This window comes from Pseudovibrio sp. Ad26 (assembly GCF_001623285.1).
In the GTDB taxonomy this organism is placed as follows: domain Bacteria; phylum Pseudomonadota; class Alphaproteobacteria; order Rhizobiales; family Stappiaceae; genus Pseudovibrio; species Pseudovibrio ascidiaceicola.
This window is the reverse complement of sequence record NZ_LMCE01000063.1, coordinates 201,635-217,155: the sequence shown is the minus strand read 5'-3', so window position 1 is coordinate 217,155 and position 15,521 is coordinate 201,635. Positions and strand designations below refer to the sequence as shown.

General features: G+C 52.3%; 9 protein-coding genes. 7 read left to right on the top strand and 2 right to left on the bottom strand.

The window, feature by feature from the left end:
* Nucleotides 1–112: 112 nt before the first annotated feature.
* The 4 genes from PsAD26_RS16350 to cueR all read left to right on the top strand — a co-directional run bounded on the left by PsAD26_RS16350 (nt 113) and on the right by cueR (nt 7,789).
* Nucleotides 113–1,621 carry an efflux RND transporter periplasmic adaptor subunit gene (locus PsAD26_RS16350; RefSeq protein ID WP_063311291.1) on the top strand — a complete coding sequence of 503 codons (1,509 nt, stop codon included), beginning with the start codon at nt 113–115 and terminating at the stop codon, nt 1,619–1,621.
* Nucleotides 1,618–4,797 carry an efflux RND transporter permease subunit gene (locus tag PsAD26_RS16345; protein WP_063311290.1) on the top strand — a complete coding sequence of 1,060 codons (3,180 nt, stop codon included), beginning with the start codon at nt 1,618–1,620 and terminating at the stop codon, nt 4,795–4,797. Before PsAD26_RS16350 ends, PsAD26_RS16345 begins: the two co-directional genes overlap by 4 nt.
* Before the next feature lie 120 nt (nt 4,798–4,917).
* Nucleotides 4,918–7,377 carry a heavy metal translocating P-type ATPase gene (locus tag PsAD26_RS16340; protein ID WP_208985730.1) on the top strand — a complete coding sequence of 820 codons (2,460 nt, stop codon included), beginning with the start codon at nt 4,918–4,920 and terminating at the stop codon, nt 7,375–7,377.
* Between the two features lie 16 nt (nt 7,378–7,393).
* On the top strand, nt 7,394–7,789 hold the full coding sequence (cueR, locus tag PsAD26_RS16335; RefSeq protein WP_063311289.1) for a Cu(I)-responsive transcriptional regulator: 396 nt from the start codon (nt 7,394–7,396) through the stop codon (nt 7,787–7,789).
* A 21-nt stretch (nt 7,790–7,810) separates the two neighbouring features.
* On the opposite strand, the gene PsAD26_RS16330 is transcribed toward cueR, so the two are convergent.
* Complete coding sequence (locus tag PsAD26_RS16330; RefSeq protein ID WP_057466196.1) at nt 7,811–8,164, bottom strand: YbaN family protein; 354 nt, start codon at nt 8,162–8,164, stop codon at nt 7,811–7,813.
* A gap of 279 nt (nt 8,165–8,443) precedes the next feature.
* Between PsAD26_RS16330 and PsAD26_RS16325 the strand changes: the two genes are divergently transcribed.
* Entirely contained in the window at nt 8,444–9,193 is a 750-nt protein-coding gene (locus PsAD26_RS16325) for a DUF502 domain-containing protein (RefSeq protein WP_063311288.1), read from the top strand.
* A 1-nt stretch (nt 9,194) separates the two neighbouring features.
* On the opposite strand, the gene recG is transcribed toward PsAD26_RS16325, so the two are convergent.
* Nucleotides 9,195–11,297 carry an ATP-dependent DNA helicase RecG gene (gene recG, locus PsAD26_RS16320; RefSeq protein ID WP_063311287.1) on the bottom strand — a complete coding sequence of 701 codons (2,103 nt, stop codon included), beginning with the start codon at nt 11,295–11,297 and terminating at the stop codon, nt 9,195–9,197.
* Nucleotides 11,298–11,474: 177 nt separating this feature from the next.
* Between recG and PsAD26_RS16315 the strand changes: the two genes are divergently transcribed.
* Together PsAD26_RS16315 and mfd are read left to right on the top strand one after the other, a co-directional pair.
* A complete protein-coding gene (locus tag PsAD26_RS16315; protein WP_063311286.1) occupies nt 11,475–11,780 on the top strand; it encodes a succinate dehydrogenase assembly factor 2 in 306 nt (101 codons plus the stop codon).
* An 83-nt stretch (nt 11,781–11,863) separates the two neighbouring features.
* Nucleotides 11,864–15,352 carry a transcription-repair coupling factor gene (gene mfd / locus PsAD26_RS16310; RefSeq protein ID WP_063311285.1) on the top strand — a complete coding sequence of 1,163 codons (3,489 nt, stop codon included), beginning with the start codon at nt 11,864–11,866 and terminating at the stop codon, nt 15,350–15,352.
* The last annotated feature ends 169 nt before the right edge of the window (nt 15,353–15,521 follow it).

The window sequence follows — 15,521 nt, the reverse complement described above, 5'->3', positions numbered from 1 at the left end:
AAAGTGGTGCTGTTGTTAGGGCTTGGAGGGATGTGGTTGGGATGATGAGTGTCTCAGCGGTCGTAGAGCAACCTCAAGTCTGATTGGTGTTTGGTAAATCAGGACAGGACCGATGCGTCGTGGATACGCGGTTGTGGCTGGGCTTGCGATTGTGGCGAGTGTTTCTGCTGGGCTAGGGATCTTTGTTGGAAGTTCGATGGACTGGACTTCTGCTGGATCAGGCAGTGCTGAAAGTGAAGTTCTATACTGGGTTGCGCCGATGGACCCGAGTTTCCGGCGCGATGCACCTGGAAAGTCTCCTATGGGGATGGACCTCGTTCCCGTTTATGCAGGGCAGGATGCGATGCAATCCGGGAGTTCTGTTGTGTTGTCTCCAAATGTGATTAACAGCATCGGTGTACGCACGGCCACCGCCAGCGTTGAGCCTATCTCAGAGAAAATCGAAAGTGTTGGGTTTGTTGGCTATGACGAGTATGGCTCCAGTCAGGTTCATTTACGCACGGAGGGGTGGATCAAGAAACTCAACATCCGTGCAATTGGTGACCCCGTTAAGAAGGGAGATCTGCTTTTCACAGTCTATGCGCCAGAGGTGACTGTGGCGAGTGCTGATCTGATCCGGGCCGTGCGCCGGAATGATAAGCAAGCCGAGCAGAATATCCGAATCCAGCTTCAGAATTACGGTATTGATAGCGCCCAGATTGACGAGATGGCTCGGGCGAATACTCCGGCTAGGGTCTTCAAGGTGTACGCTCCTCAATCCGGCGTGGTGACCACGTTGGAAGCGGCGGATGGTATGTACCTGCAACCGGATTCTATAGCGCTTACCCTATCTGATATGTCCTCTGTGTGGTTGATGGTGGATGTGTTTGAGCAGGACATTGCCCGTCTGAGCAAAAACAGCGATGTGCTTGCGAGCTTTGAGCATCTGCCCGGGCAAGTGCTTGAGGGCCGCATCGATTATATCTACCCGGAACTGGATGCGGTGACGCGCACACTGCCGGTCCGTCTGCATTTTGACAACTCAGAGGGTGTTTTACGTCCAAATATGTTTGGCCGCGTAACCATCATCCCATCTGAAATGCGACGTGCAGTGACAATTCCAGCCAGCGCTTTGATACGAACAGGATCGTCTGACAGAGTTATCTTGCAGACCGAAGATGGCACGTTTCAGCCACGCATGGTTACTCCGGGTCTGACGGGCCGCTTTGGAGGAGGAAGCAGGACTGAGATCTTACAGGGCCTTGAAGCAGGGGAGGAAGTTGTAACCTCTGCTCAGTTTCTGATTGATAGTGAGAGTTCGCTTTCAGCTGGTTTGGCTCGCATGTCTTCTGCGCAAGATGGTCCCATATGGGGCGATGGTACAGTGACAAATTTCGATGCAGAGACAAACTCCATCACCATTCGTCATGACGCCATAGAAGAACTGCAGTGGCCAGCGATGGAAACGACGTTTGCAGTTCGTGCAGACCTGAAGAATTATGCTTTCCAGATTGAAAAGCCTATTGAATTTGCCATCGCCAAAGGATCTGACAAGCGCTTTAGCCTTGTCGATCTGCGAGATGCCAAAGATCAGAATTCAACATCAACACCTGCTAATACGGTGGGGGCCGATGAAAAATGATTGGCTCCATCATACGTGCATCCATCAATAACCGGGTGATCGTGCTCATGGCGGCTGTGATGCTGACGCTTGGTGGCATCTGGGCGCTGAAAGAAACGCCGGTTGATGCAATTCCGGACTTGTCTGATGTGCAGGTCATTATCAAAACACCTTACGACGGACAGGCCCCTCAAGTCATTGAGGATCAGGTAACCTATCCTATTGCCACGGCTATGTTGTCGGTGCCGGATGTGATCGATGTGCGCGGGTTCTCGTTTTATGGCGATTCCTATGTTTACGTGGTTTTTAAGGATGGTACGGACCTTTACTGGGCCAGAAGCCGGGTGCTGGAATACCTCGCACAGGTTGGAGCCAAACTGCCTGATGGGGTCACGCCAGAGCTGGGGCCAGATGCGACAGGGGTTGGCTGGATTTTTCAGTACGCTTTGATTGACCGAAGCGGCCAACATGATCTGGCGCAGTTGCGATCCTTGCAGGATTGGTGGCTGAAGTACGAACTTCAAACTGTCAGCGGCGTATCGGAAGTGGCAACCATCGGCGGTATGGTTAAGCAGTATCAGGTGGTCGTCGACCCGAACAAGCTGCGGGCCTATGGCGTGACATTGCCTGCACTCATGAGCACGATCCAGAACGCAAACCGTGAGACCAGCGGCAGTGTGATTGAGATGGCAGAAGCGGAGTACATGGTCCGTGCGACGGGCTATATCCAATCTATTGAGGATCTGGAGCAAATCCCGCTCAAGGTGAATGAGCGCGGGGCAGCTCTCACTTTGAGCGATGTGGCAGATATCCGCCTTGGTCCGCAAATGCGCCGTGGTGTGGCTGACCTGAACGGTGAAGGCGACTCCGTCGGTGCGGTTGTCATCATGCGGTGGGGTGAAAACCCGCTTAGAACACTTGAGGGCGTGCATGCCAAGTTGGAGGAGCTGAAGCCAAACCTGCCAGAAGGCGTGGAGATTGTGACCACCTATGACCGGGCTGGGGTGATTGAGCGAGCAATTGACAATTTAACCACCAAACTCTCAGAGGAGTTTTTAGTTGTAGTTCTGGTGTGTGCAGTGTTTCTCCTGCATCTCAGGTCTTCGCTGGTCATCTTGATTTCGCTTCCTCTTGGCATTTTGACGGCACTGCTGGTGATGCGTCTGCAAGGGGTGAATGCGAACATCATGTCCCTTGGTGGGATCGCCATTGCCATTGGTGCGATGGTTGACGCAGCCATTGTGATGATTGAGGCCATGCATCGACGACTTGAGAAGGAACCGAATCCCGATAAGAACCGCTGGAAAATTGTCGCCGAATGCTGTTCCGAGGTTGGGCCTGCACTGTTCTATTCGCTGGCGATCATCACCATTAGCTTTCTGCCAGTGTTTGTGCTGGAAGCGCAGGAAGGTCGCCTGTTCAAGCCACTTGCGTTTACTAAAACCTATGCCATGGCGGCAGCGTCCATTCTCAGCATCACGCTTGTGCCAGTGCTGATGGGTTACTTTGTGCGCGGACGCATTCATCCTGAAGCTAAAAACCCGGTCAATCGGTTATGCATCGCTTTGTACCGGCCTGCACTTGCAGGCGTTATTGCCTGGCCCAAAACAACGATCATCTTTGCGCTGGTTCTGGTTGCGTCCATTCTTGTGCCGTTGAACCGGATTGGATCTGAGTTTATGCCGGAATTGAAGGAAGGTGATTTCCTTTACATGCCGTCGCTGTACACCGGTGTTTCTATTGGTAAGGCGCGTGAGGTGCTTCAGCAGACAGACCGTATGATCATGCAGGTGCCTGAGGTAAAGACCGTTCACGGCAAGCTTGGCCGGGCCGAAACAGCAACAGATCCTGCTCCACTGACCATGTTTGAAACCACCATTCAGCTGAAACCGCAAGATCAGTGGCGTGAAGGGATGACGCTTGAGAAAATTCGGCAGGAACTGGATAAGTCAGTACAGGTTCCCGGCCTGACGAACGTCTGGATTCAACCAATCAAGAACCGCATTGATATGCTTGCGACTGGCATGAAAACACCTGTCGGTGTCAAAGTGTCTGGACCTGACTTACAAGTCATTCAAGATATTGCAGTGAAGATTGAAGGCCTGGTGAAAGGCGTTGAGGGGACACTTTCCTCCTACGCAGAGCGCCCAAGAGGTGCGCGCTTTATTGAGATTGATATCGATCGTAATGCCGCGGCTCGCTATATGCTGAATATCAAGGATGTTCAGGATGTGGTGCAAACCGCGATTGGTGGAATGGATATCACTGAAAGCGTTGAGGGTTTGGAGCGATACCCCATCAATCTGCGCTATCCGCAGGATTGGAGAAGTAGCCCGGATCAACTTGAGAAACTCCCTGTTGTGACACCATCAGGTGCGCATATTCCGCTTGGAGCTGTCTCTGATATCAACATTGTTGACGGCCCTGGAATGATCCGCTCAGAGAATGCGCGACCAACAGGTTTTGTTTTCATTGATATCGAGGGACGAGACCTTGGCGGTTATGTCAGCGAAGCACAAGAACTGGTTGCTTCCGAAGTTAAAATCCCTGCTGGCTACTCGATCACATGGTCAGGACAGTATGAGTATATCGAGCGTGTTCAGGAACGTTTGCAACTGGTTGCGCCCGTGACATTGCTGATCATCACTCTGATGCTTTTCCTCGCATTCAACCGTGTGGGTGAAGTGGCAATCATCTTGACCTCCCTGCCAGTCGCGCTGACAGGCGGTGTCTGGTTTGTTTTCGCTCTAGGGTTTGACTTGTCGGTTGCCGTGCTGGTCGGCTTCATTGCCCTGGCAGGCGTAGCTGTCGAAACAGCCATCGTGATGCTGTTGTACCTGAACCTTTCCTGGGATAAGCGCGTGGCGTTTGCCCGGAAAGAACACAAGGTCCTCACCGCAAAAGATATCCTTGATGCTGTTGTCGAGGGTGCCCTGTTACGATTGCGGCCAAAAGTGATGACCGTGGCAACCATCTTTGCCGGGTTGATACCGATCATGCTGGGCAGTGCAACAGGCTCAGAGATCATGAAACGGATTGCAGCCCCAATGGTTGGCGGCATGATCACCGCAACATTGCTGACACTCTTCGTTATTCCGGCAATTTATGTGCTTTGGAAGAGAGCCCGACTATCTGCCTTGAATAAAATCACCGCAGAAGAAGCCAGTGAAAGTCTGGAGAAAACAAAGACTAAGTGATGTTTGGCTGTCATTTACCTGATGGCCAAAGTCTTTTCATTTTCCTGATGATTTTAGTCTTGACCTTCCAGTCGCTGGAACCCTTAGGGTGCCTTCAATAGACAATGAAATGGTGAAATTATGTCCCACAGTTCAACACTGAAAATGCAAGTCGAAGGCATGAATTGTGCGTCTTGCGTCGGTCGTGTCGAGAAAGCACTCAAGAGTATTTCGGGTGTGGCGAACGCCTCTGTCAATCTTGCAACAGAAAGCGTACAGGTCAATTACGATGAGACCCTCACGCCGCAAGATGTGGCCGACGCGCTTCAGAAAGCTGGCTATCCAGCACTCACAGAAAGCATCACCTTTGGTGTTGAGAACCTGAGCTGCGCGTCTTGTGTGGGACGAGCTGAAAAGGCTTTGCGAGCCGGAAATGGTGTTCTGGAAGCCAATGTTAATCTGGCAACAGAAAGTGCAACAGTGCATTACGCAGTGGGGGCGACAACACCATCTGCGATTGCTGAGCTGGTCACCTCAGCAGGGTATCCTGCTACATTGGACAAGACCGAGCCTGCTGAAGCGGCTCACCGTAAAACAGATGAAATCCGTCAGCTTAAGAGCAAGGTGTTGCTCGCTGCCGTGCTGGCACTTCCAGTTTTTCTGATCGAAATGGGAAGTCACTTCATTCCCGGCGTCCATATGCTGGTTGAGAACTCACTTGGTTTGCAGAACAGTTATTACTTGCAGTTCGTCCTGACGACTGTTGTGCTCTTTGGACCGGGCCGACATTTCTACACCAAGGGCTTTCCGTCGCTCTTAAAAGGCGCGCCGGATATGAATTCTCTGGTCGCGCTTGGAACTTCCGCCGCTTATGTATTCTCTCTCGTTTCAACTTTTGCGCCGCAGTTGCTCCCGGCGGGAACCGTAAACGTCTATTACGAGGCCGCAGCTGTAATTGTCGTCCTCATCTTGCTAGGCCGCTTTCTGGAGGCACGCGCCAAAGGCAGAACTGGCGAGGCGATCCAGAAACTCGTTGGCATGCAGGCTAAAACCGCGCGTGTTGAGCGCGATGGTGTGGTGACAGAAGTCCCGATTGAAGAGATCATTGTCGGTGATGTCATTCAGGTACGCCCAGGTGAAAAGATCGCCGTGGATGGTGCCGTTGTCTCAGGTTCTTCCTTCGTGGATGAGAGCATGATTACAGGTGAGCCAATCCCGGTTGAAAAGACCTCTGGTGATGATGTTGTCGGCGCGACAATCAACGGCACTGGTGCCTTAAGCGTGCGTGCAAGCAAAGTTGGCAATGATACCGTTCTCTCCCAAATCATTCAGATGGTGGAACAGGCTCAGGGTGCAAAGCTGCCAATTCAGGGATTGGTCGACAAAATCACGTCGTGGTTTGTGCCAGCCGTGATTACCATTGCGATCCTCACCGTCGCTGTGTGGTTCCTGTTTGGCCCTGATTCCGCGCTTAGTCTTGCTTTGGTCGCCGGTGTTGCTGTGCTTATCATCGCTTGCCCATGTGCCATGGGGCTGGCAACGCCAACATCCATTATGGTTGGTACAGGCCGCGCAGCTGAACTTGGCGTCCTGTTCCGCAAAGGCGATGCGTTGCAGATGCTTCAGGAAACCAAGGTGGTTGCCTTGGATAAGACCGGCACGCTCACTGCCGGACATCCGGAACTGACAGATATTATCCTGCATGAAGGTTTTGAGGAGGAAGACGTTCTGCGATTGGTCGCTGCTGTTGAGCAAAGCTCTGAGCACCCCATCGCAAAGGCGATCGTGCAGGCCGTCGAAGAACGTGGCATTGCGCTTCCAAAACCAGAGAGCTTTAACTCTCTGACTGGATTTGGTGTCAGTGCGGTTGTGCAAGGGCACGATGTTCTGGTTGGTGCAGATCGCTTGATGGACCGTGAAGGCATTGCACTGGAACAGCTTTCTGTTGATGCAACCGTACTTGCAACTAGAGGAAAAACCCCGCTTTACGTCGCTATTGATGGAAAAATTGCAGCGGTAATTGCAGTTGCTGACCCAATCAAGAAAACAACTCCAGATGCAATCAAGTCCCTTCATGAGCTTGGCTTGAAAGTTGTGATGATCACGGGTGATAACCAGAAGACAGCTAACGCCATTGCAGCCGAACTTGGTATCGACAGCGTGGTTGCCGAAGTTCTGCCTGACGGCAAAGTCCATGCATTGGAAGACCTGCGGAAGAGCGCTTCCGGCAAACTGGCTTTCGTGGGCGATGGCATCAATGATGCGCCTGCACTTGCCGCAGCAGACGTTGGCATCGCCATCGGCACCGGCACTGATGTGGCAATTGAAGCTGCGGATGTTGTCCTGATGGCTGGAGACCTGAACGGTGTGGTCAATGCGTTCCACATCAGCCAGCAAACCATGCGCAACATCCGCCAGAACCTGTTCTGGGCATTCAGTTACAATACACTGCTGATCCCGGTTGCCGCAGGCGTGTTATATCCATTCGGTGGCCCGCTTCTGTCTCCTGTTCTGGCAGCTGGTGCCATGGCACTTTCAAGCGTGTTTGTCTTAACCAACGCTTTGCGGTTACGCTGGATCAAAGCGACAACAGCCCACTAAAAGGGATGGAACGACGATGAATATTGGTGAAGTAGCAGAACGCTCCGGCATCCCGACCAAGACTATCCGTTATTATGAAGATATCGGCTTTCTTCATCCTAAACGGAATGAAAACGGATACCGGATCTTTGAAGAAACAGAGCTGCACAAACTGACATTCATCGGTCGTGCCCGTTCCCTCGGATTCAACATTGAAGAGTGCCGGGCCTTGCTGGCACTTTACGAGGACAAAGAACGCGGCAGTTCTGATGTCAAAAAGATCGCGCAACAACACGTGCACGAAATCGAAGCCAAAATTGCCGACCTCATCGCCATGCGCGATACCCTAACCCACCTAATAACCGCCTGCGCCGGCGACCACCGCCCCGACTGCCCAATCCTTGATAATTTGAGTAACGGGAAGGCTAAATAAGCGTGGTTAGCTAATTACACTTCATGTTGCCAGTGGTTTGGAGGGGCGGCTGGCTATGTAGGCGGCTATGGCGCACATCATGAGGGCTACGGCGACGGCCAGCAGAATTGTTGGGTGGGACATTTTCAGGAACATCAGGTAGCCAAAGATCAGTCCGGTGAAGGCAAAAAACTTTGCTCTTTTGGGGATGACCTTATGTTCCTGCCATTGGATGACACTTGGTCCAATCTTTGGATGTGTCAGGATCCAGTTTTCCAGACGTGGGTTGGATTTGGCAAAGCAACCTGCTGCAAGAATGAAGAAAATCGTTGTCGGCAGCAATGGTAAAAAGATGCCAACGATCCCTGTGGCCACTAAGGCTAATCCAAGCGTCATATAGAATAGCTTCTTCACAGAGAGCTCCACTTCCGGCAAGCATGATATGCCTTATACGCCTTGTTGGTGAGTGCTGACAATAGGGGGAGTTTGGCTATTGGCGCATCAACTGGCGACCATGGCTAACATATCCACCCTCTTAGATGAGAAGCATGAATTCTTTTTCAAGGGGAACTTGCAAAACCGACAAAATACACTAGTTCGTAAAGAAGCACGGATATACCTGCACCTTGTCGCTGATATAAAGCGGAGGGTTCCCGAATTAAGAAAGTTTGGCCGATGGGATCTGACGGGGATAAAAAGCCGAAGCGTGTTGGGTTTATGACGCGACTGCGGAACTATTTCTTTACTGGCCTTGTGATCACGGGTCCGGTTGGTATTACGCTTTATCTGAGTTGGTCCTTGATCCAATTGATTGATGGTTGGGTAAAGCCCTTCCTGCCATCTATCTACAATCCAGATAACTATCTGCCGGTGGAAGTTCCGGGTTTTGGATTGTTTGCTGCATTGCTGGCAATAACGGTGATTGGTTTCCTGACAGCTAACATTGCGGGGCGTTCGCTCATCAGCGTTGGCGAGTCCATTCTTGGCCGTATGCCATTGGTGCGTAACCTTTATTCTGCATTGAAACAGATCTTTGAAACTGTTTTGAATGACAGCGGCCGCAACTTTACCAAAGCAGGTTTGGTTGAATATCCGCGTAAAGGTTTGTGGGCGATCGTGTTTCTTGCCACGGACACTAAGGGCGAAGTTGCTGCGCATCTGGAAGAGCAAGCGGATACGGTTTCTGTCTTCTTGCCAACTACACCGAACCCGACCTCTGGCTTTTTGCTGTTTGTGCCGCGCGAGGACATCATTGAGCTTTCTATGAGCGTTGAAGATGCCGCAAAGCTGGTGATTTCAGCTGGTCTTGTCAGCCCAGAGTACCCGAAGCTTTTAGGGGGCGAGGATAAAAAGGCTGTTGAGGCGCATCAACGCAAGAAAGCTGGCAAAGGCGGTGATGGTCCCGAGACCGTCGCGGCTGAATAGATTAGCCGGCTCTGAGCAGTTTGATAGCTTCGTCTCTGGCGAAGAGATACAAGAGGTGGCGCAAGGCGTCACCTCTTTCTGTTTCTAGCTCTGGGTCTGTGGCCATGATGAGTTTTGCATCATCGCGTGCGATTTCCATCAAGTCTGCATGATCTTCAATGGAGGCAAGCCTGAAACCGGGTGTACCGGACTGACGAGTGCCCAAGAGCTCCCCTTCACCGCGCAGGCGCAGATCTTCCTCTGCGATAAGAAAGCCATCGTTGGTTTGGCGCAGGATGTTGAGGCGAGATGCCGCTGTCTCATTAAGAGGGGCTTTGAAGAGGAGCAGACATGAAGAGGCTAGACTTCCACGGCCAACACGTCCTCTGAGCTGGTGCAGCTGAGCAAGTCCAAAGCGCTCGGCGTGTTCAATTACGATGATGGTTGCGTCCGGGACGTCTACGCCGACCTCAATCACGGTGGTCGCTACAAGCACTCGGGCGTCACCATTTTTGAAGGCGTCCATGGCGGCTTGTTTCTCATCAGCCTTCTGGCGTCCATGAACGAGAGCAACAACTGGGCCTAGGGCGTTTTGCAGATCGTCGAAGCGTTCTTCAGCAGCGGCAAGGTCGATCTTTTCCGACTCTTCCACGAGCGGGCAGACCCAATAGATCTTTTGCCCCTGTGCAATCATTGCTTTCAGGCGGTCAACAACCTCACCAATGCGATCCAGTGATATGGAGACGGTTTTGATTTCTTGTCGGCCCTTAGGCTTATCAGTCAGGCGGGAGACGTCCATATCTCCGAAGTAAGAGAGGACCAGCGTGCGTGGGATTGGAGTTGCGGTCATCACAAGCACATCCACGTGGGCGCCTTTGGAGGACAGAGCCAGTCGTTGGTGGACACCAAAGCGGTGTTGCTCGTCTACGATCGTGATGCCAAGGTCTTCGAAATTAACCGTTGATTGGAAGAGCGCATGGGTGCCAACGATCAAGTCGATTTCGCCTGTTTCCAACGCTTCACCAATCTCGCGTTTAGTTTTGGCCGTGTCTTTACCTGATAAAACAGCGGTGCGGATGCCAGCTGCATCGCACAGAGGTTTCATAGAGGCATAATGCTGGCGGGCCAGAATGTCTGTTGGGGCCATCATAGCGGCTTGAGCGCCTGTCTCAATAACGGCTGCCATTGCCAAGAGGCCGACGACCGTTTTACCAGACCCAACATCGCCCTGAAGCAGGCGCAGCATGCGGGTTGGTTCTTCCAGATCAGCGAAGATCTCTTTCAGCGCTTCTTCCTGGCCGTCTGTGAGTTCGAACGGGAGGGCTGCAAGGATCTTTCGGCGCAGGGAGCCGTCCCCTTTGCGGGCTTTGCCGCCCATGTGGCGCAGAGAGTTGCGTACAAGAGCTAGGGCTAGCTGGTTTGCCAGAAACTCATCGTAAGCAAGGCGTGCGCGGGCTTTGCCTTCTGGTGCCAGATCTCTGGCATCCTCAGGTTTATGTATGGACCGCAAGGCGACATCAAACGGTGGGAAATCGCGTTGTTCTATAAAGGGCTGGTTTTGCCACTCAGGCATTTGCGGGAGGAATTCAAGAGCGGTGCCCATTGCACGCTGGAGCGTTTTGGAGGCAAGGCCCGCTGTCATTGGGTAGACTGGTTCTACAAGTGGCAGATGCTCAGCTTCTTCCTCAGAAACCATGTGATCTGGGTGCACCATCTGGGCGCGGTCGTTGAACCATTCCACCTTACCAGAGACGATGCGCTTTTCGCCCTCGGGCAGCGTGCGGTGTAAGAAATCCCCGCGTGCGTGGAAGAATACTAGTTCAATAGTTCCAGTTTCATCATGGGCGAGCACCTTATAGGGAGCACGGCTGCCGTGTGGTGGCGCGCGGTGCTGGTCTATATGGAGCACGAGCGTTACGATTTCGCCCTCCGGGGAGCCAGAGACACCTGGGCGCAAGCGTCGGTCGATCACATTTACCGGAACATGGAAGAGCAGATCGGAGATGCGAGCATCGCGGTCCGGGCTGCCGACAAGCAGGTTTGTTATGGTCTTCGCAATCTTTGGGCCGATACCCGGAAGTTTGGTGACCGAAGCGAAAAGTGGATCAAGGCGAGTAGGGCGCATACCATATAGACCAGAACGTGAACAGCAGATCTGATCTGTGGCATGTTCTTGTGATTTGTGCAACGCCCTTAAGAAAACACTGACAGATGAAAATAAGGGTTGTATACAGGCGAAACAATTTGGCCCTATCTATTTGCAGATAGTGACACCAATCAGCGACCTTCTAAGGAAACGACGATGGATCAGAGTGCGCAGAGCGAAGATCAAAACAAGAACATCGGGCTGGATAACCGCCGTAAACGTATCATTTTCCGCTGTCACCATCGTGGCATGAAGGAAATGGACATTATGCTTGGCGGCTATGTTGAAAAGCATATTGTGCAGATGAACGATGCTGAACTGGATGAGCTGGAAGTGTTTCTGCAGCACCACGATCAGGATCTCTTCTCATGGTTTATTGGCACGAAACCAGTCCCTGATGAAGCGAACACAGACCTGTTCCGCAAGATCCTCGATTACTACAAGGACAAGGCTGGAAGCTGATCGCGCTTTGGCATCTGGTTTGCTGCAAATCAGATGCTTTTTATTGCCCGCCGACGATTTGAAATAATAAGGTTGCCCCTCCCGTGTTTGAAAGTTTGCTCAAGAAAAGTGAAAACATCACGCTTGCTTCCGTTCCTGATGGAGCCGAGGCCTACGTACTTTCAAAGGTGCTTGCTGAAGTTGAGGAGGGTGGCCTTGCGCTAACTTATGTTGCGCGGGATGCAACCCGTATGGCGGCGTTGACAGAGGCTTTAGGGTTCTTTGCGCCTGATGTGGAGGTGCTTCAGCTGCCTGCATGGGATTGCTTGCCGTATGACCGTGTTTCGCCTCATGGGGCGATTGTTGCGCGCAGGTTGCTGACGTTGCTGCGGCTGGCAAAGGGGCTGCCGAAGAAAAAGAAGTTTGTTCTGATCACAACAGTGAACGCGGCTTTGCAGCGGATGCCTGTTCGTGAGTGGACGGCCAATCATATTCTCTCGTTTATGCCGGGGAACCGCATCAATCCTGACAAGATCGTTAAGTGGCTGGAAGTCAACGGCTTTGCCCGCACGCCAACTGTGCGTGAAACCGGGGAGTATGCGGTACGCGGTGGGATTATTGACCTATTTTCTCCAGCGACCAAAGAGCCTGTCCGTCTGGACTTCTTCGGGGATACGCTGGAGTCCATTCGTTCCTTTGATACGGACAGTCAGAGAACGCTGGTCCAGAAGAAGGGTCTAACGCTTGTTCCTATGAGCGAGATCATTCTTGATCCTGAAGCGATCTCGCGGTTCCGCCGTAACTATGTGACTGCTTTTGGGGCCGCTGGGCCGGATGATGTTCTCTATCAGTCCATCAGTGAGGGGCGGCGTTATGCGGGGATGGAGCATTGGTTGCCTCTGTTCCACGATAACCTGTCTACTCTGTTTGATTACATTGGTGAAACGCCAGTTGTGCTGGATGCTAGTGTTGAGGACATGATCAAGGAACGTCTTGAGCAGATTGAAGAGCACTTTGGTGCGCGTCAGGACGGGCTCAATAACAAAGCGCTTTCCTCTGGTGTGCCGTATAAACCTATTCCACCAGTTGCCATTTATCTTCAGGACACCCAGTTCAGCACATTTGTGGCTGACAGGGCTTCTGCTCAGCTATCCCCGTTCGCTATGCCTCCGGGCACCGGCAAGACCGCAATTGATATGGGTGGCCGTCAGGGACGAAACTTTGCGGCTGAACGGGCTGCGGGTGATGTAAACATCTTTGATGCGCTTTCAAAGCATGTGTCAGCTCTTGCCAAGGATGGGAAGAGGGCGGTTCTTTCTTGTTGGAGTGAGGGTTCTCGGGAACGGTTAACCCAAGTTCTGAGCGATCATGGATTGGACCGCACTGGATATGCAGGCAATTCTGCTGAGTTGGGCAAGGTACCCGCTGGGCTGACGGCACTGATCCTGCTTGGTCTTGAGCATGGCTTTGAGATTGATGATCTGGCCTTCATCGGGGAGCAGGATATCCTCGGTGACCGTCTGGTGCGTCAGCGTCGGCGGAAGTCCAAAGGGGCGAATTTTCTCACGGAGGCCTCTGCTCTGGCCCCTGGTGATCTTGTTGTGCATGTGGAGCATGGTATTGGCCGGTTTATTGGGCTGAAGACGATTGAGGCTGTCGGCGCGCCGCATGACTGTCTTGAGCTGCAATATGCGGGCTCGGACAAGCTTTATCTGCCGGTTGAAAACATTGAGCTGCTGACGCGCTACGGCTCAGAAGATCAGGAAGTTCAGTTAGATAAGCTTGGCGGCGGGGCATGGCAGGCTCGTAAAGCCAAGATGAAAAAGCGCATTCTTGAGATTGCCGATGGCTTGATCAAGATTGCTGCTGAACGTGCGTTGCGAACAGCTCCGGCGATTACGGCTCCTGAGGGGGCTTATGATGAGTTCACTGCGCGGTTTGTCTATGATGAGACCGATGATCAGATGAGTGCCATTGAATCTGTGTTTGATGATATGGCTTCAGGGCGTCCTATGGATCGGCTTATCTGTGGTGATGTGGGCTTTGGTAAGACGGAAGTTGCTCTAAGAGCTGCGTTTTTGGCGGCCATGTCTGGGAGGCAGGTGGCGATTGTGGTTCCGACCACGTTGTTGGCGCGTCAGCATTACCGGACCTTTGCAGATCGTTTTAATGGATTGCCGATTGAAGTGCGTCAGGCATCGCGACTTGTCCCCGGTAAGGAACTGTCTGAGACCAAGAAGGGGCTGAAAGAAGGCTCCGTCGATGTTGTGATCGGGACGCACGCGCTTCTGGGAAAAGCCATTGGTTTCAGGGATCTGGGACTTCTCATCATTGATGAGGAACAGCATTTTGGGGTGAAGCATAAAGAGCGGTTGAAAGAGCTGAAAAGTGATGTTCACGTTCTGACCCTATCTGCGACCCCGATTCCTCGTACCCTACAATTGGCACTGACGGGCGTTCGGGAGCTTTCCCTTATCGCAACACCGCCGGTGGATCGTTTGGCTGTGCGCTCGTTTATATCCCCGTTTGATCCGATGGTTATCCGCGAGAGCTTGCTGCGTGAGCACTATCGCGGGGGGCAGAGTTTTTATGTGTGTCCGCGCGTGTCTGATCTGGCAGAGGTGAGGGCGTTCCTGGAAGAGAATGTGCCTGAAGTTAAAGTGGTTTCTGCTCACGGGCAGATGCCTCCGGGCGAGCTGGATGACATCATGAATGCCTTTTATGAGGGCAAGTTTGATGTGCTGTTGGCGACCACTATTGTTGAGTCCGGATTGGACATACCAAACGCGAACACTTTGATTGTGCACCGCTCAGACATGTTTGGTCTGGCGCAGCTTTATCAAATCCGTGGGCGTGTGGGGCGTTCTAAGACACGGGCTTACGCTCTGTTTACGGTTCCTGCCAATAAGACGCTGACGCCTACTGCTGAGAGGCGCCTTAAGGTATTGCAAAGTCTTGAAAATTTGGGGGCGGGCTTCCAGCTTGCGTCGCATGATCTGGATATTCGTGGAGCTGGTAATTTGCTTGGGGAAGAGCAGTCTGGGCATATTAAAGAGGTTGGGTTTGAGCTTTACCAGCAGATGCTGGAGGAGGCGGTTGCGCAGCTCAAATCTGGTGGTGAGGACTTCCAGGAGGACAAGTGGTCCCCGCAAATTGCTATCGGTACGCCTGTTCTTATCCCCGATACGTATGTGCCGGACCTTCAGTTGCGCCTTGAGCTTTATCGCCGTCTGGCGGACCTTATGGAGCTTGAAGACATCGATGGCTTTGGGGCGGAGATGATTGACCGCTTTGGGCCACTTCCTGAGGAAGTTCAACACCTTCTGAAGATTGTCTACATCAAAGGGCTGTGCCGCAAAGCGAACGTTGAAAAAATTGACGCTGGGCCGAAAGGCATCGTGATCGCGTTCCGTAATGGCGAGTTCAACAATCCAGCGGGGCTGGTATCCTACATCGCGGAGCAAACTATCCTCGCCAAGATCCGCCCAGATCAGAAGGTGGTGCTGACCCGTGACTGGCCGTCTGCGGATGATCGGTTGAAGGGAACCGCTGCTGTGTTGATTAAACTCTCAAGGCTGGCTGAAAATGCCTGATTTTTCGTCTTAAATGGCTCATTTTCTGGGGTTTTTATGAAATCCCAGCGTTGCGTTGCTATGTGCGCGGATTTGCGTTTTTTAGCGTTAAGGTGAAAGTTTTTTGTGAGCTGATTAATTTTGCTTGAGTTTTGTCGCTTCAACTGACGATGGGAGCAATGCAGCTTCT